The organism is Rhodoferax sp. BLA1 (assembly GCF_013416775.1).
Lineage (GTDB): Bacteria > Pseudomonadota > Gammaproteobacteria > Burkholderiales > Burkholderiaceae_C > Rhodoferax.
The window spans coordinates 36,185-58,782 of record NZ_SZVI01000010.1 but is presented as its reverse complement, the minus strand read 5'-3'; the positions used below and the strand labels follow the sequence as shown (position 1 = coordinate 58,782).

18 protein-coding genes and 1 pseudogene are annotated in these 22,598 nt (G+C 60.2%); 8 read left to right on the top strand and 11 right to left on the bottom strand.

Going from position 1 to position 22,598, the window contains the following annotated elements; genetic code table 11:
- Nucleotides 1-53: 53 nt before the first annotated feature.
- The 4 genes from FDG13_RS11150 to FDG13_RS11135 all read left to right on the top strand — a co-directional run bounded on the left by FDG13_RS11150 (nt 54) and on the right by FDG13_RS11135 (nt 4,754).
- Nucleotides 54-362 carry a BON domain-containing protein gene (locus FDG13_RS11150; RefSeq protein ID WP_180128092.1) on the top strand — a complete coding sequence of 103 codons (309 nt, stop codon included), beginning with the start codon at nt 54-56 and terminating at the stop codon, nt 360-362.
- A 206-nt stretch (nt 363-568) separates the two neighbouring features.
- Entirely contained in the window at nt 569-1,969 is a 1,401-nt protein-coding gene (gene cls, locus FDG13_RS11145) for a cardiolipin synthase (protein ID WP_180127657.1), read from the top strand.
- Nucleotides 1,970-2,345: 376 nt separating this feature from the next.
- On the top strand, nt 2,346-2,852 hold the full coding sequence (locus FDG13_RS11140) for a chemotaxis protein CheW (RefSeq protein ID WP_180127655.1): 507 nt from the start codon (nt 2,346-2,348) through the stop codon (nt 2,850-2,852).
- 354 nt (nt 2,853-3,206) lie between these two features.
- Nucleotides 3,207-4,754 (top strand): PAS domain-containing methyl-accepting chemotaxis protein, encoded by a 1,548-nt coding sequence (locus FDG13_RS11135; RefSeq protein WP_180127653.1) that lies wholly within the window; start codon nt 3,207-3,209, stop codon nt 4,752-4,754.
- Between the two features lie 122 nt (nt 4,755-4,876).
- Here the strand turns inward: FDG13_RS11135 and FDG13_RS11130 are convergent, their stop codons facing one another.
- The 3 genes and pseudogenes from FDG13_RS11130 to FDG13_RS11120 form a co-directional block, all read right to left on the bottom strand.
- The gene (locus FDG13_RS11130; protein ID WP_180127651.1) at nt 4,877-5,305 is read right to left on the bottom strand and encodes a VOC family protein; all 429 of its coding nucleotides are present in this window, start codon (nt 5,303-5,305) and stop codon (nt 4,877-4,879) included.
- A gap of 44 nt (nt 5,306-5,349) precedes the next feature.
- Nucleotides 5,350-5,508, bottom strand: a pseudogene (locus tag FDG13_RS11125) (IS3 family transposase); the annotation flags it as partial.
- A 71-nt stretch (nt 5,509-5,579) separates the two neighbouring features.
- Nucleotides 5,580-5,798 carry a hypothetical protein gene (locus tag FDG13_RS11120; RefSeq protein ID WP_180127647.1) on the bottom strand — a complete coding sequence of 73 codons (219 nt, stop codon included), beginning with the start codon at nt 5,796-5,798 and terminating at the stop codon, nt 5,580-5,582.
- Between the two features lie 205 nt (nt 5,799-6,003).
- Here FDG13_RS11120 and FDG13_RS11115 point away from each other — a divergent pair, with 205 nt between their 5' ends.
- Together FDG13_RS11115 and FDG13_RS11110 are read left to right on the top strand one after the other, a co-directional pair.
- Nucleotides 6,004-6,582, top strand: a complete 579-nt coding sequence (locus FDG13_RS11115) for a BON domain-containing protein (RefSeq protein ID WP_180127645.1) — start codon at nt 6,004-6,006, stop codon at nt 6,580-6,582.
- 12 nt (nt 6,583-6,594) lie between these two features.
- Nucleotides 6,595-6,888 carry a hypothetical protein gene (locus tag FDG13_RS11110; RefSeq protein WP_180127643.1) on the top strand — a complete coding sequence of 98 codons (294 nt, stop codon included), beginning with the start codon at nt 6,595-6,597 and terminating at the stop codon, nt 6,886-6,888.
- Here the strand turns inward: FDG13_RS11110 and FDG13_RS11105 are convergent.
- From FDG13_RS11105 to FDG13_RS11085, 5 genes are all read right to left on the bottom strand, one after another.
- Nucleotides 6,879-7,601: a Crp/Fnr family transcriptional regulator gene (locus FDG13_RS11105; protein ID WP_180128090.1), complete on the bottom strand. Its 723-nt coding sequence runs from the start codon at nt 7,599-7,601 to the stop codon at nt 6,879-6,881. The genes FDG13_RS11110 and FDG13_RS11105 overlap by 10 nt on opposite strands.
- 26 nt (nt 7,602-7,627) lie before the next feature.
- Nucleotides 7,628-8,449, bottom strand: a complete 822-nt coding sequence (locus FDG13_RS11100; protein WP_180127641.1) for a response regulator — start codon at nt 8,447-8,449, stop codon at nt 7,628-7,630.
- Nucleotides 8,450-8,543: 94 nt separating this feature from the next.
- Entirely contained in the window at nt 8,544-9,152 is a 609-nt protein-coding gene (locus FDG13_RS11095) for a chemotaxis protein CheB (RefSeq protein ID WP_180127639.1), read from the bottom strand.
- Entirely contained in the window at nt 9,149-10,513 is a 1,365-nt protein-coding gene (locus FDG13_RS11090) for a PAS domain-containing sensor histidine kinase (protein WP_180127637.1), read from the bottom strand. The genes FDG13_RS11095 and FDG13_RS11090 overlap by 4 nt, the downstream gene beginning before the upstream one ends.
- A gap of 74 nt (nt 10,514-10,587) precedes the next feature.
- A complete protein-coding gene (locus tag FDG13_RS11085) occupies nt 10,588-12,900 on the bottom strand; it encodes an ATP-binding protein (RefSeq protein ID WP_370528209.1) in 2,313 nt (770 codons plus the stop codon).
- 245 nt (nt 12,901-13,145) lie between these two features.
- Here FDG13_RS11085 and FDG13_RS11080 point away from each other — a divergent pair, with 245 nt between their 5' ends.
- Nucleotides 13,146-16,187, top strand: coding sequence for a chemotaxis protein CheB (locus FDG13_RS11080; protein ID WP_180127635.1), 3,042 nt, complete (start codon nt 13,146-13,148; stop codon nt 16,185-16,187).
- 19 nt (nt 16,188-16,206) lie between these two features.
- A complete protein-coding gene (locus FDG13_RS11075; protein WP_180127633.1) occupies nt 16,207-18,534 on the top strand; it encodes a bifunctional diguanylate cyclase/phosphodiesterase in 2,328 nt (775 codons plus the stop codon).
- A 170-nt stretch (nt 18,535-18,704) separates the two neighbouring features.
- Here the strand turns inward: FDG13_RS11075 and FDG13_RS11070 are convergent, their stop codons facing one another.
- From FDG13_RS11070 to FDG13_RS11060, 3 genes are all read right to left on the bottom strand, one after another.
- Nucleotides 18,705-20,078 carry a polysaccharide lyase family 1 protein gene (locus FDG13_RS11070; protein WP_180127631.1) on the bottom strand — a complete coding sequence of 458 codons (1,374 nt, stop codon included), beginning with the start codon at nt 20,076-20,078 and terminating at the stop codon, nt 18,705-18,707.
- Nucleotides 20,075-21,304 carry a pectinesterase family protein gene (locus tag FDG13_RS11065; protein WP_180127629.1) on the bottom strand — a complete coding sequence of 410 codons (1,230 nt, stop codon included), beginning with the start codon at nt 21,302-21,304 and terminating at the stop codon, nt 20,075-20,077. The genes FDG13_RS11070 and FDG13_RS11065 overlap by 4 nt, the downstream gene beginning before the upstream one ends.
- A gap of 137 nt (nt 21,305-21,441) precedes the next feature.
- On the bottom strand, nt 21,442-22,590 hold the full coding sequence (locus tag FDG13_RS11060) for an oligogalacturonate lyase family protein (protein ID WP_180127627.1): 1,149 nt from the start codon (nt 22,588-22,590) through the stop codon (nt 21,442-21,444).
- Nucleotides 22,591-22,598 lie beyond the last annotated feature (8 nt).

The following is a 22,598-nucleotide window of genomic DNA, read 5'->3' as shown; positions in this document are numbered from 1 at the left end:
CGCCCAAAGATGGTGGGGCATGCACCATCAAACTGCTGGAGTTCTTTATGAATATGAAACTTGCCCTTGCCGCCGTCATGACCGCTGCCGCTTTGCTCACTGCCACTGGCTGCGCCGTCAGCCGTGGCCAACAAACGATGGGCGCTTACGTCGATGACGCTGGCATCACCACCCTGGTGAAGTCCCGCATGGCCGAGAGCAAGGTGGTCGCCGCCTCGTCCATCAGCGTTGAGACGCTCAATGGTGTGGTGATGTTGTCCGGCTTTGCCAAAAACACGCTTGAAAAAACCGAAGCCGAACGTATTGCGCGCGGCGTGAACAACGTCAAATCGGTGCGCAACGAGATTGCCATCCGTCCGTAAGGACAACTCGCCACGTTCAGGAAAGGGGGTTCATACCAATCAGTGCCCTTTGACCTGTGCCTGAGCTCGGCCCAAACAGCTTGTCGCCCCGGATTCGCCTATCGGATCACGGGGCGTCTTCACGTGGGTCTGACCACTTGCCCGAGCCTGCCAGGCAAGCCGCCAAGACCCGCCCCAACGGACACCACAGCCACACTGCCCACACCATGCCAAGCTCTCTTTGCCAACGTTTCCACCTTGCTCTTTGCGTGTTCGTTGTGGTACTGGGTGCCACCGGCTGCGCCAGCTTGCCCGACACCCAAGCCATTTTGGCGCGCCACAGCGAACAGGCAGCCCGGTTTGAGAGCGCCAAAGGCCCGATTTCCGAGCGCAGAAGTGCGACCATCGTGGCGGCCCTCAAACGCAGCGCGGGTGACATCGACATCCTGGACAAACAGATTGCGCTGGAGCAGGCCATCAATGACAGCCCGCTGGTGCTGGGCAACAAGGTCACCCTGCTGCAAGACGGCCCGGCCACCTACGCCGCGATGCTGGACGCCATCGCCGGAGCGCAGGACCACATCAACATGGAGACTTACATCATCGAAGACGATGCCATGGGCCAGACCTTTGCACAGGCCTTGATCAACAAACAGCGCCAGGGTGTGCAGGTGAACCTGATCTATGACAGTGTGGGCAGCCTGGGCACACCCAAAGCCTTTTTTGACGAGTTGACCGAGGCCGGTGTGGCGGTGCTGGAATTCAACCCGGTGAATCCGCTGGCCACGCGCGGCAATACCTGGTTGCTCAACAACCGCGACCACCGCAAGCTGCTGATTGTGGACGGGCGAACCGTTTTTCTGGGTGGCATCAACATCAGCAGTGTGTACACCTCTGGCTCCGTGCTGCGACGCACCCCCAAGGCCAGCCAGGGCGCTAACGCCTGGCGCGACACCGACCTGAGGATCGACGGCCCGGTGGTAGCCGACTTCCAGAAACTGTTCCTGCAGACCTGGGACAAACAAAAAGGCAAAGCATTGATGGCCAAAAACTACACCCCGGCGCCGGTGGCAGTTGGCAGAGACATTGTGCGTGCCATCGGCAGCACCCCGGACGACCCCTACAGTCTGGTCTACCTGACGCTGGTCTCGGCCATCAGCAACGCTGAAAAACAGGTGTATCTGACCAATGCGTACTTTGTGCCCGACCCGCAGCTCATTCAAGCGCTGATTGACGCCGCCGCACGTGGGGTGGATGTGCGACTGATTCTGCCCAGCTACAGCGACTCGGCCCTGGTGTTCCACGCCGGGCGCGCGCAATACGGCCCGCTGCTGGAAGGTGGGGTCAAGATTTATGAGCGCCAGGGTGCCTTGTTACACGCCAAAACCGCGATGGTCGACGGTGTCTGGTCCACCGTGGGCTCCAGCAACCTGGACTGGCGCAGCTTCATGGACAACGACGAGGTCAACGCGGTGGTGCTGGGGCGCGATTTTGCGGCGCAGATGGCTGCTGCGTTTGCCATCGACCAGGCGGCATCACAACCCATCGACGCCCAAACCTGGGCCAAGCGTCCGCTGGGGGTCAAGCTCAAGGAATGGCTGGCACGCCTGTGGGAACGCTGGTTGTAAGACGCACTGCAACATAAAAGCCCAAGCAGACATTCGTCCAGGCCACCCGAAAAGGTGCGTCGTGCTTGGGCCTCAACAGCATTGATTGATGGGTGAGGACCAATGGCACTGGGGTTTGGCGGTGAATGACTCATTGGGCTGGAAGCGGGTGCAGCGGATTGGGTCCTGCGTGCTCCAGACCGAACATTGACAACCAGAGGGACCCGCCCACTCATCCGACGAGTACCCCAAGTCACTTTCGATGCACCCTTCCACGTTCCCGGAAGGGTCATGCACTGCCAGGCATGAAAAAATATCAAAAAGCATATAATTTTGTTATAAATTGATATTTTTTGTCATTTAAATAACTGGTGGTCACATGAATCAGACGGCAACAATGCCTCACAACACAACAAGCTTCACTGCATCAGAAGCGGGCATCTCAGACCTTGCCCTCAGCGAATTCCTGGCCTTCAAACTCGGTGAGGAAGAGTACGGTATCGACATTTTGCGGGTGCAGGAAATCCGTTCCTTTGAGCGCCCCACCCGGATGGCCAATGCACCCGAGCACATCCTGGGCGTGGTCAACCTACGCGGTGTGATCGTGCCCATTGTGGACATGCGTATCAAGTTCAAGCTCAGTCCGGTGAACTACGACATCTTCACCGTGGTGATTGTTCTGAACATTGGCGCCAGGGTGGTCGGCATGGTGGTAGACGGTGTCTCCGATGTCATCACCCTGAGCCCGCAGCAATTACGCCCGGTTCCCGAATTCTCATCTGCCATCGGCAGTGATCACCTGCTGGCCATTGGTTCGCTGGAGAACCGCATGCTCATTCTGATCGACATCGAAAAGCTCATGAGCAGTGCGGATCTGGGTCTGTTTCCCGCACTTGTGCATTGAACGTTTCACTTACAGCTTATTGAGGGAGTCAACATGAAATTTGCAACAACCTGAAGATCGTCACCCGCTCGAAAGTGCTCCTGGGTTCTTGACGCCGATGCTGTTTGGCGTTGGCTATATCAGCTCTAACGGGTCGATAAGGTAAGAGGTTGCCACAGAACCATGAGCACAACCGACAACCAAGATCAGGATTGCAGCGCCAACCAATAACGCTCGACATTGGGAGTCTTTTTTACTTCCAACTCTTGTAATTGCTGCACCACCAGCTGCAAAAAAAGTCACTTTAACGCGATCAAAGATCGCGCCCGTCAACCATTTAAAAGTGACATCCACTTTGTCACCCGGAGTTCATCCATGAGAACCAATTTGCCCGTCACCCAGAGTGAATACCAGTTTCCGGCTTCGGAAACCCTTCTGTCCACCACCGACACCAACAGTCACATCGGTTATGCCAATGCCGCGTTCATTCGTACCAGCGGTTTCTCGCCTGAACAATTGCTGGGACAACCCCACAACATGGTGCGTCACCCTGACATGCCGGTGGAGGCTTTTGCCGACATGTGGCACAGCTTGAAGGAAGGGCAAACCTGGCGTGCCCTGGTGAAGAATCGGCGTAGCAATGGCGACCATTACTGGGTTGTTGCCAACGCGGCGCCGATGCGTCGGCACGGTAAGTTGACAGGCTATTTATCGGTCCGTACAAAACCAACACGCACCCAGATTGATGCTGCGCAGACGAGGTATCAGCAGTTCAAGGAAGGGACAGCTTCAGGTCTGGCGTTTCACCGCGGACTGATTGTGCGCACCGGCTTAATGCGCTGGAGCAGTACGTTGCAACTCTTGCCCACCGCCTGGCGAGTGCGCCTGCCCTTGCTTGCCCTGGGTGTTGCTGCCGAAACAGCCTTAACCTGGTCTGATCTGACAGGCGGTGTGTTGGCAGGGGCGGCGGCGGTCATTGCAGTTAGCCTGCTGCTGGTCGACTGGTTTATTGAGGCACAGATCACGACACCGCTGGGCCATGTGGCGCAGGCAGCACAACAAGTTGCCAGCGGAGAGGCAGCACCTGATCTCAACATGGACCGTTGCGATGACATTGGCCTGATGGCCAGATCCGTCAACCAGGCAGGACTGAACCTGCAATCCTTGGTGGCCGATGTGTTTGAGCAAGCCCAGGGTGTGCAAGTGGCCAGCCAACAAATTGCTGCAGCTACCGCAGATCTGTCCAGCCGCACCGAGCAAGCGGCCTCCAGCCTGGAGCAGACAGCTGCCGCCATGGAGCAGCAGACCGCCTCGGTCAAACAGAATTCAGACACGGCGCATCAGGCCAGCCAGCTGGCCCTGACTGCTACGCATGTGGCCGAAAAAGGCGGACAGGCGATGGCTAAAGTGGAGAGCACCATGACACTGATCAGTGCGTCCAGCCGCAAGATTGCCGACATCATCAGCGTCATTGATGGCATCGCCTTCCAGACCAACATCTTGGCATTGAATGCTGCGGTGGAAGCTGCACGCGCTGGCGATCAGGGGCGTGGCTTTGCTGTGGTGGCCAGCGAGGTCCGCAGCCTTGCAGGACGCTCGGCGGCGGCGGCCAAGGAAATCAAGGTACTGATAGATGACTCCGTCAGCAACGTGGAAAGTGGATCGCGCCTGGTGGCAGATGCAGGGGGCACGATGAATGAAGTTGTTACTCAGGTCAAACGTGTCAATGACCTGATGGCTGAGATCACCGTGGCATCCAAGGAGCAATCAGCAGGCATATCCCAGGTGGGCATGGCCGTGGCGCAACTTGACCAGATGATTCAGCAGAACGCAGCCATGGTGGAGCAAAGCAGCGCTGCGGCAACCAGCATGGGTGCTCAGGCGCAGAGACTGGTGGAGGCGGTCAAGGTGTTCTCTGTTTGATCCATCCGTTGAAACACGGGAAGTCAATCGACGTTTAGGTGACACGGCCAGGACTGTAAGACGCACTGCAAAGCAAAACCCCAAACCCACGCGACGCATCAACACCTCAATAGCTGCCGTAGTCAGAACGTGATCCGCACGGAGGCCGCGCTTCGCGTCGCTTCACCGTGATAGACCGCTTCGATGTTGTTGCCGTCTGGGTCTAGGACGAAAGCCGCGTAGTAGCCAGGATGGTAAGCACGCTCACCCGGAGCACCATTGTCCTGACCGCCATGCGCGAGCGCGGCTTGGTAAAAGCGGTCGACCATCATCCGGTCTTGTGCTTGGAACGCCAGGTGATGACGACCCGTCAGCACCCCCAGCGCCGCCGGGCTATCGACGGCGGTCACAAACAACTCGTCTGCCCAGAAGTACCCGTCACCCGTGCCTCCCATCGGTACATTGAGAGAAGCAAAAATGGCTGCGTAAAAAGCCTGGCTCGCAGACAGGTCTTGTACGACCAGTTGGATGTGATCGATCAGACGACCTCGATGTAGTTCTTGCGTTTCCATAAAACTGATCTTGCCCCTGTTTTCCGGACTTCTTAAGCCACCAATCATGCGGACTGCCTGTCTTGCTGCTGGTCCGCTGTCCAGCCTTGCTCAAACGTCATAGGACTGACATGGCCCAAGCTTGCGTGCCATCTCTTGTGATTGTAAAAGTTGATCCTGCCCATGACCTCATCCATCGCCTGCCTGCGGGTGGCGAACATGCGCGGAACCCTTCACCCCGGTGCCATGGGTCAACAGCGATGTGGTGTGTGCCCACATCCACAAGCCAAGCCGCCTACGTGCTGCGGCCAAACATCAACAAGGCCGCGCCTACCACAATGCCGGCGGCGCTCAGGATCAGCGGCACGTTAACGGTTTTGGTCTCTTGCACCTTGAGTTCCATGGTGCCGAGTTTGAGCGCGGTGGTCTCTGCGGGGTAGCTGAAGCCACCGTACACCAAGCCCAGGGCGCCAGCGGCTATCAGGACGATACCAATCAATTTGATGGGGTTCATGGGTCAACTTTCTGTCAAATGGGACAAGTGTGGCGCCAGCATCGCGCCCGGTCTGTGCGCTTGCACACACAGGCGTAACCCGACCAGCTCCAAGCGCTGTGGCAGAGGGCAAGCCACAGCGAAGGCGCTGGGTTCGCTATCGCACTGACAGGCCAGTCGCCGCAGGCCACAGTCGAGCCTGCTTTATCACTTTCGGAGAACTTTTATGAAAAACCCCTTGGGCCTGCGTCTTGTTGCCACCACCTTCGCCGGTGTTTTGACCCTCTCGATGGTCGCTTGCAGCAAACCGGTGGAAGGCACCGGTGCCGCTGCGCCAGCCATCACGGTGGGCACCGAGGTGGACGACAGTGTGGTCACCACCCGCGTCAAGGCGGCACTGCTTGACAACATCGATGTCAAAGGTTTTGACATCCAGGTGGAGACCCGCAAGGGTGAGGTCATGCTCAGCGGTTTTGTCAGCAACCAGACCCAGATCGACCAGGCGGTGAACGTCGCCAAGGCGGTTGAGGGTGTCACCAACATCAACAACAAACTCAGCATCAAAGACGGTGTGGCCACGGTGGGCAACAAGATCGATGACAGCGTGATCACCACCGAGGTCAAGGCCGCCTTGCTGGCAGACGCCAACATCAAAAGCCTGGACATCACGGTCACCACCCACAAGGGTGAGGTTCAGCTCAGCGGTTTTGTCAACAACCAAGGCCAGATTGACCGCGCCCAAGAAATTGCCAAAGGCGTGAGTGGTGTGACCCAGGTCGGCAACCAGATGAGCATCAAGAAATAGACCGCCCACGGCATGAGTATTCAAGAGAATTTTCAGACCGTGCTGGGTGTCACCACCCTGCTGCTGGGGTTTTCCGCCAACGGCGCCCTGCCCAGCAGCAACCGCAGCAGCGCGGCCCCGCGCTCCGGTGTGGTGCAGTCGATTGCGCTGGCCAAGCAACAGGCGGGGCAGACCAGCCAGGTCTACACCGTCACCCTGCGCATGAGCGACGGTGCCTACCAGACCCTCACCCAAAGCACCCACGTCGACATCCGCGTGGGTGAACTCGGCCAGGTGGACAACGGGGTGCTGCGCCCTTATGTGTGAGGCGACACGTCGCTGAGCAAACGGTCCAACTCTTTTTTAACCACACCGTAACACTCACACACGCTGGACTCCAGGCCAGCGCGGTTGAGCACCCCGATGTGGCCGCGCCGGTAGCGGATGTAACCGGCGGTCTGCAGGCGACCGGCCGCGTCGGTGACACTTTCGCGGCGCACACCGAGCATGCTGGCCACCAGCTCTTGTGTCATCACCAGCTCGCGGTCCGGCAGCCGGTCGAGTGTGAGCAATAACCAGCGGCACAGTTGCTGCTCTACCGAATGGTGGCGGTTACACACAGCCGTCTGCGCCATCTGGGTCATCAAAGCCTGGGTGTAACGCAGCAGCAGGCGCTGCAGGGCGCCACCGTGGTTGAACTCAGCCTTGAGGGTGTGGCGGTCCAGCCGCCAGGCCTGGCCAGCGGTCTGCACCACCGCCGAGCTGGAGGTGCTTTCACCGCCCATGAACAGCGAGACACCCACCACCCCTTCGTTGCCCACTCCGGCGGTCTCGGCCGAGGCGCCGGACTCGGTGACGTAATGCAGCGACACGATCGAGGTGGTGGGAAAGTAGGCATGGCGCATCTGGCTGCCGGGCTCAAACAACATCTGGCCCAGCGGCATCGGCACCAGTTCCAGGTGCGGGGCCAAAGTCTCGAAATCAGCCGCAGACAAAGCCGCCAGCAAATGGTTCTGGTTCGGGGTGTGAGGCAACAACATGGCGCGCTCCGTGAGGTTTTGGGTGCTCATAACTTGGAGGTCAACTCCACACCAATGCCGCGGTAACCGATAAAACGGCTGGCGCGGTCAAACATCGGCTCACCACTGACCTGAAAGGTCTGCTGGCTGCCGTCGGCACCGACACGGCGAAACACATAGTCCAGAAACGGCTGGCGCTCAGCAATGGTGCGACGCAACTTCTCGCGCTCGGACTCCACCCAACCGTCCAGCTCGGCCGGGCCGCTGTCCCCGGCCAGGGGCTCGACCTGCATGCCCAGCATCTCGAGCACCGGGCCCGAGACTTTGGTGAAGTTGCCGTTTTCGTCCTGCTCCCAGTACCAGTCCGAGGCCAGCTCGGTCAGGCTGCGGTAACGTGCTTCACTCTCGCGCAACTCGGCGGTGCGCTCGGCCACGGTGGCCTCCAACTCGCGGTTGTAGTTGGCCAGCTTTTTGTAGAGCAGGCGCACCTCGAGCATGTTGTGGATACGGGTTTTCACCTCCACCAGATCAAACGGCTTGCTGATGAAGTCCTTGGCACCCATTTGCAGCGCACGCAGCTTGTGGCCGGGCTGGGCGGTCAGCACAATCACCGGCAGGTAGCTGTCAGAGGTGTTGGTTTTGAGCCCCTCCATCACCTGAAAACCGTCCATCACCGGCATCTGCAGGTCCAGCAGGATCAGGTCGTAGCGGTTTTTGCGGTGCAAGGTGCACACCTCTTCGGGGGCCATACAGGCTGTGACATGGGTGTAACCGGCCTCGCCCAGCAGCTGTTCGAGCAGCTGCACATTGGCCGTCTGGTCATCAACGATCAGGATGCTGGCCTGGAGAATTTCGGCAGAGAGTGGCATGGCAGGTTCCTCTTGGGGCGTGGAATGGGCAGCAGTGCGCTTCATTTTGTATAGCTATTGGCTGAATTGGAATAAGGGCTGGAGACCGATTTGTCTATATTTCTGGCACAACATCGGGCGGTGCTGGCAAAACATCGGACTGCATCTGTGCAATGCCGACAATTTCCTTGGCAATCTCTTCGGGCGAGAGCACAAAGTCAATACAACCACTCTCGATGGCACTTTGCGGCATGTCGGGCTGGCTGGCCGTGCTGGGCTTTTGGGCGATGGTGATGCCACCCACGGCGCGGATGCCACACAGCGCCGCCGCGCCATCGCCGTCATAACCCGACACAATCACCGCGATCAATTTGCCGTGCCACTGTTGCGACAAGGAGCGCAAAAACACAGTGATCACATCGGGCCAGCCCCGGGGTTTGGAGATCGGTTTGAGCACAAACGCGCCATCCAGCACATGCAAATCACGGTTGGACGGGATGATAAAAACATGGTTCGGTAGCACCGGCTGGCCGTCGGTGATCAACACCACCGGCATGCTCGAAAAACGCAGCAGCACCTCGTGCAACTGGGTCGCCGCAATGGTGATGTGGTTGACGATGACCACCGCCACCCCCATGTCGGGCGGCAGGTGCTGCAGCAGCCGGATGTAGGCGTCCAGCCCACCGGCCGAGCCGCCCACACAGACCATCGGAAAGTCTTTCATGCGCCCCCTTCGGCCAGCGCCAGTTCAAACCAGAACACACTGCCCACACCGACCCGGCTGCTCACCCCAATGCTGCCGCCCATCATCTCGACCAGGCGTTTGCTCACTGCTAGGCCAATGCCGGTGCCCTCCTGCGCCCCACCCTCCTGGCCGAGCCGGTTAAACGGCTGGAACAGGTTGGCCACCTGCTCTGGCGACAGGCCCAGCCCGTCGTCTTGCACACTCAGGCGCACCCGCCCAGGTGCGGGCTGGCTCAGGCTCACCGTCACCGTGCCGTGCTGGCGGTTGTATTTGATGGCGTTGGACAGCAGGTTGATCACCACCTGTTTGAGCCGGCGCCGGTCTGCCTGCACCAGGCAAGGCTGGGCAAAGCTCGGGAAACTCACCACCAAACCCCGGGCCGTGGCCTGAGGTTCGATCATGGTCTGGCAATCAGCCAGAACTTCCTCAAGCGACTCACGCGCCAAAGCCAGTGCCAGCTGGCCCGCCTCGATGCTGGCCAGGTCCAGAATTTCGTTGACCAGGCCCAGCAGGTACCAGCCGCCGTGGATGATCTGGTCAATCGACGATTTCTGTGCCGGGGTGGGCGGTGGTCTGCTGGCCTCCATCAACTGGGCAAAACCCAGGATGGCGTTGAGCGGCGAGCGCAATTCATGGCTCATGCTGGTTAAAAAGTCCGACTTGGCGCTGTTGGCCTTGTCGGCCAGCTGGCGGGCGCGCTCCAGCTCGGCGTTTTTGACCTGCAGAATCGCATCCAGCCGCACCTGCTCGGACACGTCCTTGAGCATCACCCGCAGGGTCACGGCACCACTCACCCCGCGCGCCATGTTGATCGCCAGGCTGACCCAGATTGGCTGCCCCACACCGGTGATCATCTGCAACTCGCAGGTCTGGGTTTTGCCAAAGGTGTCGAGCAAGGCGCAACACTGCTGGTAAATTTTGCGCTGGACCATCGGCATGAAGTGGGTGATGCGCAGCTTGACCAAGGCGCTGCGTGTCACCCCCAGCAGCGTGGCAGCGGTCAAGTTGGCCTCCTGAATCTGGCCCTCGCCGTCGACCGTGCAGTAGCCCACCGGGGCCATGTCGTACAGGTCAAAGTAACGCTCGCGCGCCTGCTCCAGCTCCAGCTGGACACGGCGCAGCTCTTCGTTTTGCATCTCCAGCTCAATCTGGTGCACCCGCAGTTCGTGGTAGAGCAGCTGCGCGTCTTCGGGCTGCATCACCTTGAGCATCTCCAGCGGCAGCGGCGCCTTGAGCTGGTGGCTGTCCTGCGCCCGCCGCCGCAAAGATTGCAGCACCACCGCCAGGCCCGCGGTCTCGTCAACGGCGCTGGGCGGTGGGGTCTTGGGTGTGTCAGACATCAGAAATGGCTTCCATAGTGATAGCTACATGCGCTTATTCAACAAGGGCTTGGGGCCAATTTCATGCATAAAAGTCAAACATGTTGCAGCGCCGCACGCTGGGTCTTTGCCAAGGCCAACCCGGCATCCAGCGCGTCCATGAACTCGGTGACCCGGATCGGCTTGGTCAGGTAACGCAAGAAACCCGCCGCCAGGCCGCGCTCGATGTCGCGTGGCATGGCATTGGCGCTGAGCGCCAGCACCGGAATATGCCGGGTGTCCTCGTCTTCCTGCAAGATTTTGAGCGCCTGCAACCCGTTGATACCAGGCAGGTTGATGTCCAGCAGGATCACATCGGGCTGGTGTTCCCGCGCCATCGCAATACCCCGCATGGCGTCTTCGGCACCAAACATGCGCAGATCGGGGCGCCGGGCAATCAGCTGGCGCACCAGCTCCATGTTGGCGCGGTTGTCTTCCACATACAGCAGGGTGCGCATCCGCCCACCACTGGCCAGCGGGGCCACTTGGGCCAGCTGCATCTCGTCGGCCACATCGGTGAACTGCGGCGCACCAATCAGCGCCAGCTCCACCCAGAACACACTGCCTGCCCCCACGGTGCTGACCACCCCCATCTCACCCCCCATCTGCTCGACCAGGCGTTTGCTCACCACCAGGCCAATGCCGGTGCCCTCCTCCTCGCTGTCTTCCTTGCCAAGCCGGTTGAAGGGCTGGAACAGCTGCGCCAGTTTGTCGGCAGGCAGACCATCACCGGTGTCTTGCACATTCAGGCGGATGCGCCCTTTGGCGCCCTCATGGCAGCTCACGGTCACGTTGCCGCCGTGGCGGTTGTATTTGATGGCGTTGGACAGCAGGTTGATCACCACCTGTTTCAGGCGGGTGTGGTCAGCGCTGACAAAACACGGCAAGGTCAGCGGCACAAAAAACAGGCTCACCTGTTTTTTCAGCGCGGCCGGGGCCATCAGGGTCTGGCAGTCTTGCAGCACATCGGGCAGAGAGACCGGCTCACGCGACAGCGAGAGCTGGCCCGACTCGATCAGCGCCAGGTCCAGCACCTCGTTGATCAGCTCCAGCAAATACCAGCCCGCACGCAGGATCTGGTCGATGCTGGCTTTTTGGGATGCGGTGGGCAGCGGTGTGCCCGACTCCATCAGCTGGGCAAAACCCAGAATGGCGTTGAGTGGTGAGCGCAACTCGTGGCTCATGCCCGACAAAAACTCGGACTTGGCCAGATTGGCCTTGTCGGCAGCGGCACGGGCGGCTTCGAGCTCGGCATTTTTGTCGCGCAGCGCCTGGTCCAGCCGCTCCCGCTCGACTTCCGCCGCACGCCGGGCGGTATTGTCGGTGCCAATCAGCAGATAACCAATGATGGCATCCGCCTCGTCACGCAAGGCGGTCACCGACACCATGGCGGGCAGACGGCTGCCGTCTTTGCGGATGTAGGTCCGCTCGTCAATGTCTTCGATGCCACGCGAGGCCTTGAACACCAGGGATTCAAAACCCGGCGCAATCTCGGCTCCCAGTTCTAGGCTGAGTGACGCGGCGCGCGCCACCATTTCCTGCGGGTCGGAAATATCGGCAGGGGTGACCTTGTTCACCATCTCGGCAGCGGTGTAGCCCAGCATGCGCTCGGCACCCACGTTGAAGATCTGGATCACACCCCGGGCGTCGGTGGCAATGCTCGAGAAGTTGGCGCTGTTGAAAATGGCGTTCTGCAGCGCACTGACCTGGCGCAGCGCCTGTTGCGCCGCGTGTTCCTCGGTGACATTGCGAAACACCAGCACCGCACCCACCACCAGGCCACCCGCATCACGGATCGGTGCGCAGCAGTCGGCAATGTCGTACTGCGGGCCGTCGCGCGACAGCAGCACCGTGTGGTTGGCCATGCCCTGCACCGTGCCGTGCGCCAGCGCCGCCAATACCGGCACCGTGACCGGCTCGCGGCTGGCCTTGTTGATGATCTTGAACACCTCATCCACCGGCTGCCCGATGGCCTGCGCCAGGGTCCAGCCGGTGAGCTTTTGCGCCACCGGGTTGAGCAGCGTGATGCGCGCCTGGGCATCGGTGGCAATCACAGCGTCACCAATCGAGTCCAGCGTCACCGCCAGTTTTTGTGCGTCCTCTTGGGCTTTGGCGTTGGCCGCCAGCAGCTGGCGGTTGCTGTCTTCTTGCGCGACCAGCAGACGCCGGGTGTCCAGGTGGGCCAGGTTTTTTTCGGCCTGCTGTGTTTTCTGGACAAACCAGAACAACAAAAAGGCGGTCATCAGCAGGGCCAGCAGAATCAAGGCTTCGAGCCTGGGGTAAACCGACCCATAGGTGAAATAAGCGCCCGCACCCAACAACAGCAACGCGGCCGCCAGCCAAATCAATGGTTTGGAGATGTTTTTCAAGAAATAACCCGATGAAACCGGGCCACAACAGCCCAAGATAGAGATGCCCCAGCATAACGGCGCGGGCCCGTACGCTACGTGCGTTGGCGCACACAAGGGAGATTTGTAGATCAAATTGGCTTTTAGCCCTTATCTATCAAGGGCTGACAGCTATACATTTTGCACCACAGCGCAAGCCCTACACTCCAGCCAGATGCTGCCACCCAACGCCCGCACACACACACCGGTTTGACCAGGAGCCCCGCATGACCAACACCACCACGGGCGCCCTTGCCACCTTGCCCTCCCAGCCCCTCCCCAACCCAGGCACCGCCACCCCTCTCAGCGAAGCGGCAGCCGCGCCGGACAGCCCAGGCAGCTTTCCGATTGTGGGCATTGGCGCCTCGGCCGGTGGGCTGGCGGCGTTTGAGGCGTTTTTTGCAGGCATGCCCAAGACCGTGGCCAGCGGCATGGCCTTTGTGCTGGTGCAACACTTGGCGCCGGACCACAAAAGCCTGTTGGCCGAGTTGATTCGCCGCTTCACCCCGATGCCGGTGCTGGAGGTCGAAGACAGCATGACGGTGGCACCCAACTGCGTCTACATCATCACCCCCAACCACGACATGGCCTTGATCAACGGCAGCCTGCAATTGCTGGCGCCCGGCGCGCCACGCGGGCAACGCCTGCCCATCGATTTTTTCTTCAAGTCCCTCGCCGCTGACCAGCGTGAACGGGCCATTGGTGTGGTGCTGTCGGGCACCGGCAGCGACGGCAGCCTGGGCCTGCGTGCCATCAAGGATGCCGGGGGCATGGTGATGGTGCAAACCCCTGAGAGCGCCGAGTTTGACGGCATGCCACGCAGCGCCATCGCCACCGGTCTGGTGGACTACCAGCTCGACGCCAAGCAGATGCCGGCGCGGCTCAGCGCCTATGTGAGTTACGCCTTTGGCAAGTTGGCGATGCACGCTGACAAGCCGGTGGTCATCAACGAAAGTGCTTTGAAGCGCATTTTTGTGCTGCTGCGCAGCCAGACCAAACACGATTTTTCGCAGTACAAACCCAGCACCATCCAGCGCCGAATCGAGCGGCGCATGTCGGTGCACCAGATCAACCAGATCGACGACTATGTGCGTTACCTGCAGCACAACAGCGACGAGATCCAGGCGCTGTTTCGCGACCTGCTGATTGGGGTGACCAATTTTTTCCGCGACCCCGAGGTGTTTGAGGTGTTTGAAAAACAGGTGGTGCCCATGCTGTTTGCGGACAAGTCCGCCAACAATGACACGGTGCGCATCTGGGTCGCGGGTTGCTCCACCGGTGAAGAGGCGTATTCGATTGCCATCCTGCTGCAAGAGCACATGGCAACGCTCCAGCAAAGTTACACCGTGCAGCTGTTTGCCACCGACATCGACAGCCGCGCGATTGCCTTTGCCCGCGCCGGGCTGTACCCGGTAGGCATTGCGGCCGACATCACACCGCCGCGGTTGGCGCGTTTTTTCACGGCCGAGCCCGATGGCGGTGGTTACCGCATCCACAAAAGCATCCGCGACATGCTGGTGTTCTCCGAGCAGGACCTGACGCGCGACCCGCCGTTTTCGAGGCTTGACCTGATCACCTGCCGCAACCTGCTGATTTACCTGGGGGCCGAGCTGCAAAAGCGACTGATGCCGCTGTTCCACTACGCCTTGAATCCGAACGGTCTGCTGTTTTTGGGCACCTCCGAAGGCGTGGGTGACGCGTTGACGCTGTTTGCCTCACTCGACCGCAAGGCCAAGATTTACCAGCGCAAAGCCACCGAGGCCGGTTTGTCGCGCTCACCCGGACGTTTTTTACCAGCGCCCCACACCGGGCAGGCCACACAGCCGCGGGGCGCGGGCCGGGAAGTGTTCTCGGCCAAACTGCCCTTGCGTGAGCTGACCGAGCAGGCCATGCTGGCCCAGGTGGTGCCAGCCGGTGCACTGATCAACAGCCTGGGCGACATCCTTTACTTGCACGGGCGCACCGGCATGTATTTGGAGACACCCCCGGGTGAGGTCGGTGTGGCCAACATCCTCAAGATGGCGCGTGAGGGCCTGCGCCCGGCGCTCTCGAACGCCTTACACCGCTGTGTGGCGCAGCAAGAGCCGATGCACATCGCAGGTCTGCACGTCAAGACCAATGGCCACTTCAGCCGCGTCAACCTGTGTGTGCGCCCGGTGGCCACCGGGCCGGCACTGGCCGGGCCCGAGAGCGAGAGCGATGCGCCGCTGTACCTGGTGCTTCTGGAAGAGGCGCAGCAGCCCGAGCAGGTAGCGCCCGCCCTGCAGAACGGTGCCGCCACAGAAACGGCCGCGGCCCAGATGCGCACCCTGCGTGAGGAGTTGCGCGCCAAGGACGAGTACCTGCAAAGCACGCTGGAAGAGCTGGAAAGCTCCAACGAGGAGCTCAAGTCCAGCAACGAGGAGATGCAGTCGGTCAATGAGGAGTTACAAAGCACCAACGAAGAGCTGGAGACCTCCAAAGAGGAACTGCAGTCGGTCAACGAGGAGTTGTCCACCGTCAACAACGAGCTCAACCTCAAGGTCGACGACCTGTCGCGTCTGAACAACGACATGAACAACCTGCTGGCGGGCACCGGCATTGCCACCGTGTTTGTGGACCACCACCTGCGCATCCTGCGCTTTACCCCGACCGCCTCCCAGCTCATCAACCTGATCAGCAGCGACGTGGGGCGCCCGGTGGGGCACATTGTGTCCAACCTGGTGGGTTACACCAGCCTGGTGAGTGACGCACAAGCCGTGCTTGACACCCTGGTGGCCAAAGACGTGCAGGTGCAGACCACCGACGGCGCCTGGTTCACGCTGCGCATCCGGCCCTACCGCACGCTCGACAACGTGATCGAGGGCGCGGTGATCACCTTCAGCGACATCAGCGAGCTCAAACGCACCGAGGCGGCACTGGCGCAAGCCAACCAGCTGGCGCGGCTGGCGGTGGTGGTGCGTGACGCTTTTGACGCCATCACCATGACCGACCTGGAAGGCCGTATCCTGGCCTGGAACCCGGCGGCTGAGCGCCTGTACGGTTGGACCGAGGCGCAGGCCCTGCAGATGACCTTGCGTGAGCGCATTCCACCGGCCTTGGTTGAGGAGGCCATGCAACGGCTGCAGCAGCTCAGCGCAGGCCAGGTGCTGGCGCTGTACCCGACCCAAAGGCTGACACAAAGCGGCCAGACGGTGGAGGTGTCTCTGTTGGCTACCGCACTGATTGATGCCCACGGCAAGGTCTATGCTGTGACCACGACGGAGCGTTTGCGAACGTCAGACACCTAAACACCACGGAGGCTCTGTCATGCCCAGTCAGATCCCCGACCCAGCGCCAGCCGAACCCGCGCGCATACTGAAAAGTTATGCGCCCATCGAGGCACAAGCCTTGCGCCAGCATGCAGAAGCCACGTTGAAGCAGCAGTTGGCCACGAATCAGCACGCGCAGGACCACTCAACCGAGGGCGTCTTGCGTACCCTGCATGAGTTGCGGGTGCACCAGATCGAGCTGGAGATGCAAAACGACGAACTGCGCCACATGCAGGACACGCTGGAGACCTCGCGTGCCGACTACACCGACCTCTACGACCAGGCCCCGGTGGGCTATGTCACCCTCAATGACACGGGCCAGATGCTGCGGGCCAACCAAACGGCAACCAACCTGCTCGGTCTGACCAACCAGGCCATGGTGGGGGCGCCACTGAGCCAGTTCATCCACCGGGACGACCAGGACGCCTACTACCTGCTGCGCCAACGGCGCCAAACCCAGCAGGAGCTGTCGGCAGAGTTGCGCTTAAAACGCGCTGATGGCAGTTATTTCTGGGCCAGACTGATGGCCACCCTGGCGCAGGATGAAGCGGGTGCCCCCCTGTTGCGGGTGGTGTTGTTCGACATCAGCGCGCGCATCGCCGCACAAGAGCAGCTGTACCTGGCCGCCAGTGTGTTCAGCCAGGCGCGCGAGGGCATCATGATCACCAACACCCAAGGGCAGATCGTGAATGTGAATGCTGCGTTCACCCACATCACGGGCTACAGCCGCGACGAGGTGCTGCACAAAAACCCCAGCATGCTGTCCTCCGGACGGCAGAACGCCACCTTCTATGCAGCGATGTGGCACGACATCCTCAGCAAAGGCCACTGGTACGGCGAGATCTGGAACCGTCGCAAAAATGGTGAGGTCTATGCCGAGTTACAAACCATCACCACGGTGCGTGACGCCAAGGGCACAGCCACCCATTACCTGGCGCTGTTTTCCGACATCACCAGCTTCAAGGCGAGCCAGACCCAGCTGGAACACATTGCCCACTACGACCTGCTGACCAACCTGCCCAACCGCGCGCTGCTGGCTGACCGGCTGCGCCAGGACATGGCGCAGGTGCAGCGGCACGGTGCGCTGCTGGCGGTGGCCTACATTGACATCGACAGCTTCAAGGCGGTGAATGACCAATATGGCCACGAAACCGGCGACCATCTGCTGGTGGCGCTGGCCAAATGCATGAAAGAGGCCCTGCGTGAGGGTGACACCCTGGCCCGTGTGGGTGGCGACGAGTTTGTGGCGGTGTTGACCGACCTGGCCGACACCTCCGGCTGCGTGCCGATGCTCAAACGCCTGATCGCAGCGGCCAGCCAATGTTTTCAGATGGGCGAACTGGCACTGCAGGTCTCAGCCAGCGTGGGCGTCACCTTTTACCCGCAAGCCGAGACCATTGAGCCCGACCAACTGCTGCGCCAGGCCGACCAGGCCATGTACCAGGCCAAACAGACTGGCAAAAACCGCTACCACCTGTTTGACGCGGTGCACGACCGCAGCGTGCGTGGCCACCACGAGGGCCTGGAGCGCATCCGTCTGGCCCTCGCCAGCAATGAACTGGTTCTGTATTACCAGCCCAAGGTCAATATGCGCAGCGGCCAGGTGGTGGGTGCCGAGGCACTGATCCGCTGGCAACACCCAGACCATGGCCTGCTGTCACCGCTGACGTTTTTGCCACTGATGGAAACCGACCCGCTCGCCATTGAGGTGGGTGAGTGGGTGATTGCCACCGCATTGACACAGATCGCCCAATGGCAACAGCAGGGCCTGAACCTGCAGGTCAGCGTGAATGTGGGGGCGCAGCAGTTACAACAACCCAATTTTGTGGACCGCCTGCGTACGCTGCTGCAAGCGCATCCCAGCGTGGACCCCGCCAAACTGACGCTGGAGATGTTGGAGACCAGCGCGCTGCAAGACATTGGTTACGCCTCACAGGTGATTGAAGATTGCCAGAAGATGGGTGTGGCGTTTGCGCTGGACGACTTTGGCACCGGTTACTCCTCACTGACCTACCTGAAGCGCCTGCGGGTGTCGACGATCAAGATCGACCAGAGTTTTGTGCGCAACATGCTCGATGATCCGCAAGACCGAAGCATCCTGGAAGGGGTGATCGGCCTGGCGCGCGCCTTCAACCGCGAGGTGATTGCCGAGGGTGTGGAAACCATTGCACACGGCAGCCTGCTGTTGCAATTGGGCTGCGATCTGGCGCAGGGTTACGGCATTGCCCGCCCGATGCCTGCCGACACCTTGCCGGCCTGGGTCAGCAGCTGGCAGCCGGATGCGGCCTGGAGCCCCGCCACCGCCGTGGCTCAGGCATATATATAACAAATACCCTTCTAGCCCTTTATTAATAAGGACCAATAGCTACACCATCAATAGCATCACTGGTCACAAGGCTCATATGTGCTTGTCTGCGCAGAAGGTCTGCCCATGACAAAACAGCGTTTTGAGACAAGTGTGTCAACCGGGCGACAACTGACAAAACATGGGCAAGACTACAAACGCCCGGCCCCGGCCCTCGCTCGCACAATTTTTGCCACGTCGGCACTGGCATCCACGGTCTCGTGCAAAGTGGGTTGCCAACCAAGGTCAGCACTCACCGTCGCTGCCGGATTGGCGGCCCGCAACCCGGCCAACACATCCACGGGCCGACCGTTGTGCAGACTGCCACGGTCAAAAAAAGCGTTGCCCTTGTAGAGCTTGGCCAAGCTGTTGGACGAGATGTCTGACGTAGTTTCCCACACATTGTTTTCGCTGAATATCTGGGACTGCACCCCCACACCGATGGCGTAGCTGTAGGCGTAGGGAATGCCTTTGGCTGCCACATAGAGGTTGTTGTAGAGGTGCACCTGACCGTAGCGCACACGTGGTGTCCGTTCTTTGGTGTGCTCCCACAGGTTGTGGTGAAAAGTGACCTTGAGTTTGTTGGCATCCAGCTGGTAACTGTCACTGGCGCCCACCAGATTGGTTTTGTCGTGCTCTTTGAAGTGGTTGTAAGAAACCGTGACAAAGTTGGACTGTTGCGTGATGTCCAGCAACCCGTCATGGTGCTGCATCGGGCGGCCTAAGGCGGTACGCGCGGTGTGGTCTGGGCGGTCACCATCGCTGAAACTGCAGTGGTCCACCCACACATGGGTTGCACCGCGCAAGCTCACCGCGTCGTACTCGGAGTTCCATTCGCCATGGGCGTTGTCCTGCGGGTCCCAAGCCGGAAAGTGGTCATATGCATCTGAGAAGTGGATGTTGCGCAGGATGACGTTGTCGACCTTGGACAACAGCAACATGCCGTGTTCCAGCCCTGCATCGTGGCCCACACCGAGCAGCGTGGTGTTGGACGGAACGCGGATGGTGACCCGTGCCGCCTGCCTGGCCACTGATCGCTGGCGTGCCTCCTCCAGCGGACCGGTCAGTGGTATTTTGCCCCAGAGGGCAGGTGCATAGGTTTGTAAGTACTGCTCAAAGTCAAAGGCCGGGTCGCGGTAGTCTGCCGCACCCAACGGGCGGTTGGCATCGTCCACACTGAGGTCGATACGGCCATGCAAGCGGATGATTTTGGGCAAGTTGCCACTGCGCTGCAAGGCCACCACCAGCTCAGCCCGGTTGTGCACGTCAAACAGCTGCTCAGGGGCGGCATCTGAGCCGCCACGGGTGCCGCCTTCGGCAGCGGCCCAGCCATCCTGGCTGGCCAACACTTGGCGGGAGAGGTCGGTTGCCTGGGCCTGTGGGTGAAACACCAGCCAGCAGCTGAGCAACACGGTAAAACCAACCAAGGTGGTGAAGATGCGCCCGCTCAGAGGGTTGGTGGTTTTGTCTTGTGGTTCAGTGGTTGCGTAGCTCGGTAGCAGCGGCCTGCTGACGCGCCAGCTCATGGCGCAGAGGTGTTCTGAAACTCCACAAAACGGTTGCCGGTCTCGCTGAAAGGTCGGCCCGAGGTGGACGTGCCCCAAGGCACCAACGTCTGAATGTGTTGACCCAGTGAACTGTTACGCACCAGCAGTTGCCCGTTGGGGGATTGGCCTGCGACATAAGTGCCCTTGGGCACACTTTCGTCCCAGGCGCGCGCCAGGTAAATGCTGCCGGCAACGGCCCCGGCATCGGCGGTGAAGCGGCTTGCATGGACCAAGATACCGTAGTCATTGTTGGCAGCGGTGCTGGGAGCCAGCATGGTGGCGGGCTGCCCTTGGGGCAGGCGTGCGCTCAGGTAGTGGATGGTGCAGCCATCCAGCACCAGTGTGCCCCGGCCAAAAATGAAGTCCACATCCCCTTGGATGAAGCTGTTCTTGAAGTACACCCGCGCCACGCTTGTGGTGCTGGGGGTCTTGACATACAAGCTGTCTTGGTGACCCAACACCCGGACGTTGTCGAACACCAACTTGTCGGCTTGGGTCATGAGGGCCACCGCTTGTGCACCACCAGAACCCGAGGCACCTGGGGGATAACCCAGGCCGCTCACCACGGCTTGCATGGCATCGTTGGCAAAACTGATGTTTTTGGCGTGGAACTCGGCACTGTAGATGGCCACAGACGCGCTGCCGCTGGTACCCACGGTGGCCGATGATGAGCTTGGGTTACACGGGTTGCCACTCTCTGCACCTGCCACTTTGGCTTGGCCGTTGTAGTTGCCGTTGACAATGAGCACCTGACTCGCGTCAGAAGAGAGACCGTAGAGGGTGATCGGAGCCTTGTCTTTGACACACAGCACTTCGCGGTAAGTGCCTGGCAACACACGGATGTAGACCCGGGTGCTGCTGGCGCTGGCTGCCGGTACGGCGTCAATCGCCGCTTGTAATGTGGTGTGGGTGCCACGGCCATCGGCGGCCACGGTGTAGGTGGCCACAAAGTGCTTCACATCGCCCACGGCGGGCGGGAGCCAATGGTCGGTCACCAGACCAGCACCCTTGGCCCCGGTCAGGGTACCGGCCTGTGCCAAGTATTTGGCGATGGTGTGGTCAACAGCTTGGGTGTCGGCGAGCTGTGGCCTGTTACTGGCGTCAACTGCCGTCACCGCGTTGCCCCCACTGGCAGCCGTGGCCAGACTGGCCAGCAGCGTCAATAAAAAGCCCGAAGTGAAAACCATGCGTATGGAAAAAGCCATAGATGTGTCTCCTCATCGAATGAAGGTGTGTTGTCTCATCGGGCAAAAAAAAGCCTGTAACACGGCGTGACATCCGGGTGATGTGCCCTTAGATCACAACGCGGTTTCAGGCAAGCATCCTGCTGTGCCGAAAGCAGTTACAGGTCTGCCAAATACAGTGCCGGTTCACCTTCAAAGTCAGAGGTGTACAGCACTTGTTTTTCCCCCGGTACAAACGAGGGATGCGGGTGTGTGACTTGTCGGTTGCCCTTGTGGACACGCCATGAGCTGTCATGCCGAGCGATGCGGCGCGTGGTGCCCGCATCGAGGTCAAACAGGTGCAGGTAAGGATCGTTTTCGATCTTGTGGCTGCCACTGTCGGACACATCGACTGGCGTGCCGGACCCATCCCCCACAATCAAACGACCATTGAAGTTGCTCATCAAATGTGAGCATGGCGGCATGACGGTGATCTGACGGTTCTCCAGAGTCACCGGGTCCAGCGAGCAGATATAACGTTCTGTGTGGCCTTTGAGGTAAGACACATAAACCATGGCCGACCCATCCGGCACCCAGAATTCATGGGTGATGCTCTCACCCGGGGCATGCTCTTTGGCACAGCGCAGGTTGCTGCCGTCTTCGTTGATGAACCACATGCGGGCATCAATCAGGTCGTGTGTGCCTTCGTGGCAAAAAGCCACGGTGTTGTCGTCGAACGGACGGTACTGGGGGTGACCGAGCCAGAGCTTTTCTTCGTGAATCACCTCGCGCGCGCCGGTGACCAGATCGATGCGGATCAGGCGGCAGCGTGGCTTGGCATGAAACATCTCGGCAAACTTTTTCCAGTCGGTCAAAGGAAACCAGTCGGTTGCCAAAATTTCAATGCCAACGATTTGGGTACAGCGCGAGTTGGCCACCCAGGTGCCGTAGCCGACCCACTCAGAAGGCACGGTGTAGATCACCTCTTCCTTCTGTGTGGCCAGTTCCAGGCGGATCAGTTGACGTTCGGCTCGCACAAAATACAGATGCCGGTCATCTGGGCTCAGAAAACCACCAAAGGTGTTTTCGTCCGCCTGGTCGCTCAGTTGCGTCGCTGTCTGCGATGCCAGATCCAGCAGATGGTAATTCCAGTGTTCGCCAAATTGCGCGCCAAACACCAGCTTCTGACCATCGTTGGTGAAACACTTCTGGTAGAAGTAGGTGCGGTGGCAAGTCACGTCCGTGGGCGTGAGCCGGGTCACACGGGCCCCTGTGTCGGGGTCTTGGTGGGTGACAAACGAAAGTTGGCGTGTCGTGGATTTACTCATCTGACTCT

Bases quoted from the DNA above. Each gene is read 5' to 3' on its own strand.
- FDG13_RS11090 (WP_180127637.1), bottom strand. From the start codon at position 10,513: ATGTCTGACACACCCAAGACCCCACCGCCCAGCGCCGTTGACGAGACC.
- FDG13_RS11130 (WP_180127651.1), bottom strand. From the start codon at position 5,305: ATGGAAACGCAAGAACTACATCGAGGTCGTCTGATCGATCACATCCAA.
- FDG13_RS11135 (WP_180127653.1), top strand. From the start codon at position 3,207: ATGAGAACCAATTTGCCCGTCACCCAGAGTGAATACCAGTTTCCGGCT.
- FDG13_RS11115 (WP_180127645.1), top strand. From the start codon at position 6,004: ATGAAAAACCCCTTGGGCCTGCGTCTTGTTGCCACCACCTTCGCCGGT.
- cls (WP_180127657.1), top strand. From the start codon at position 569: ATGCCAAGCTCTCTTTGCCAACGTTTCCACCTTGCTCTTTGCGTGTTC.
- FDG13_RS11150 (WP_180128092.1), top strand. From the start codon at position 54: ATGAAACTTGCCCTTGCCGCCGTCATGACCGCTGCCGCTTTGCTCACT.
- FDG13_RS11110 (WP_180127643.1), top strand. From the start codon at position 6,595: ATGAGTATTCAAGAGAATTTTCAGACCGTGCTGGGTGTCACCACCCTG.
- FDG13_RS11120 (WP_180127647.1), bottom strand. From the start codon at position 5,798: ATGAACCCCATCAAATTGATTGGTATCGTCCTGATAGCCGCTGGCGCC.
- FDG13_RS11065 (WP_180127629.1), bottom strand. From the start codon at position 21,304: ATGGCTTTTTCCATACGCATGGTTTTCACTTCGGGCTTTTTATTGACG.
- FDG13_RS11095 (WP_180127639.1), bottom strand. From the start codon at position 9,152: ATGAAAGACTTTCCGATGGTCTGTGTGGGCGGCTCGGCCGGTGGGCTG.
- FDG13_RS11070 (WP_180127631.1), bottom strand. From the start codon at position 20,078: ATGAGCTGGCGCGTCAGCAGGCCGCTGCTACCGAGCTACGCAACCACT.
- FDG13_RS11100 (WP_180127641.1), bottom strand. From the start codon at position 8,449: ATGCCACTCTCTGCCGAAATTCTCCAGGCCAGCATCCTGATCGTTGAT.
- FDG13_RS11105 (WP_180128090.1), bottom strand. From the start codon at position 7,601: ATGTTGTTGCCTCACACCCCGAACCAGAACCATTTGCTGGCGGCTTTG.
- FDG13_RS11075 (WP_180127633.1), top strand. From the start codon at position 16,207: ATGCCCAGTCAGATCCCCGACCCAGCGCCAGCCGAACCCGCGCGCATA.
- FDG13_RS11060 (WP_180127627.1), bottom strand. From the start codon at position 22,590: ATGAGTAAATCCACGACACGCCAACTTTCGTTTGTCACCCACCAAGAC.
- FDG13_RS11080 (WP_180127635.1), top strand. From the start codon at position 13,146: ATGACCAACACCACCACGGGCGCCCTTGCCACCTTGCCCTCCCAGCCC.
- FDG13_RS11140 (WP_180127655.1), top strand. From the start codon at position 2,346: ATGCCTCACAACACAACAAGCTTCACTGCATCAGAAGCGGGCATCTCA.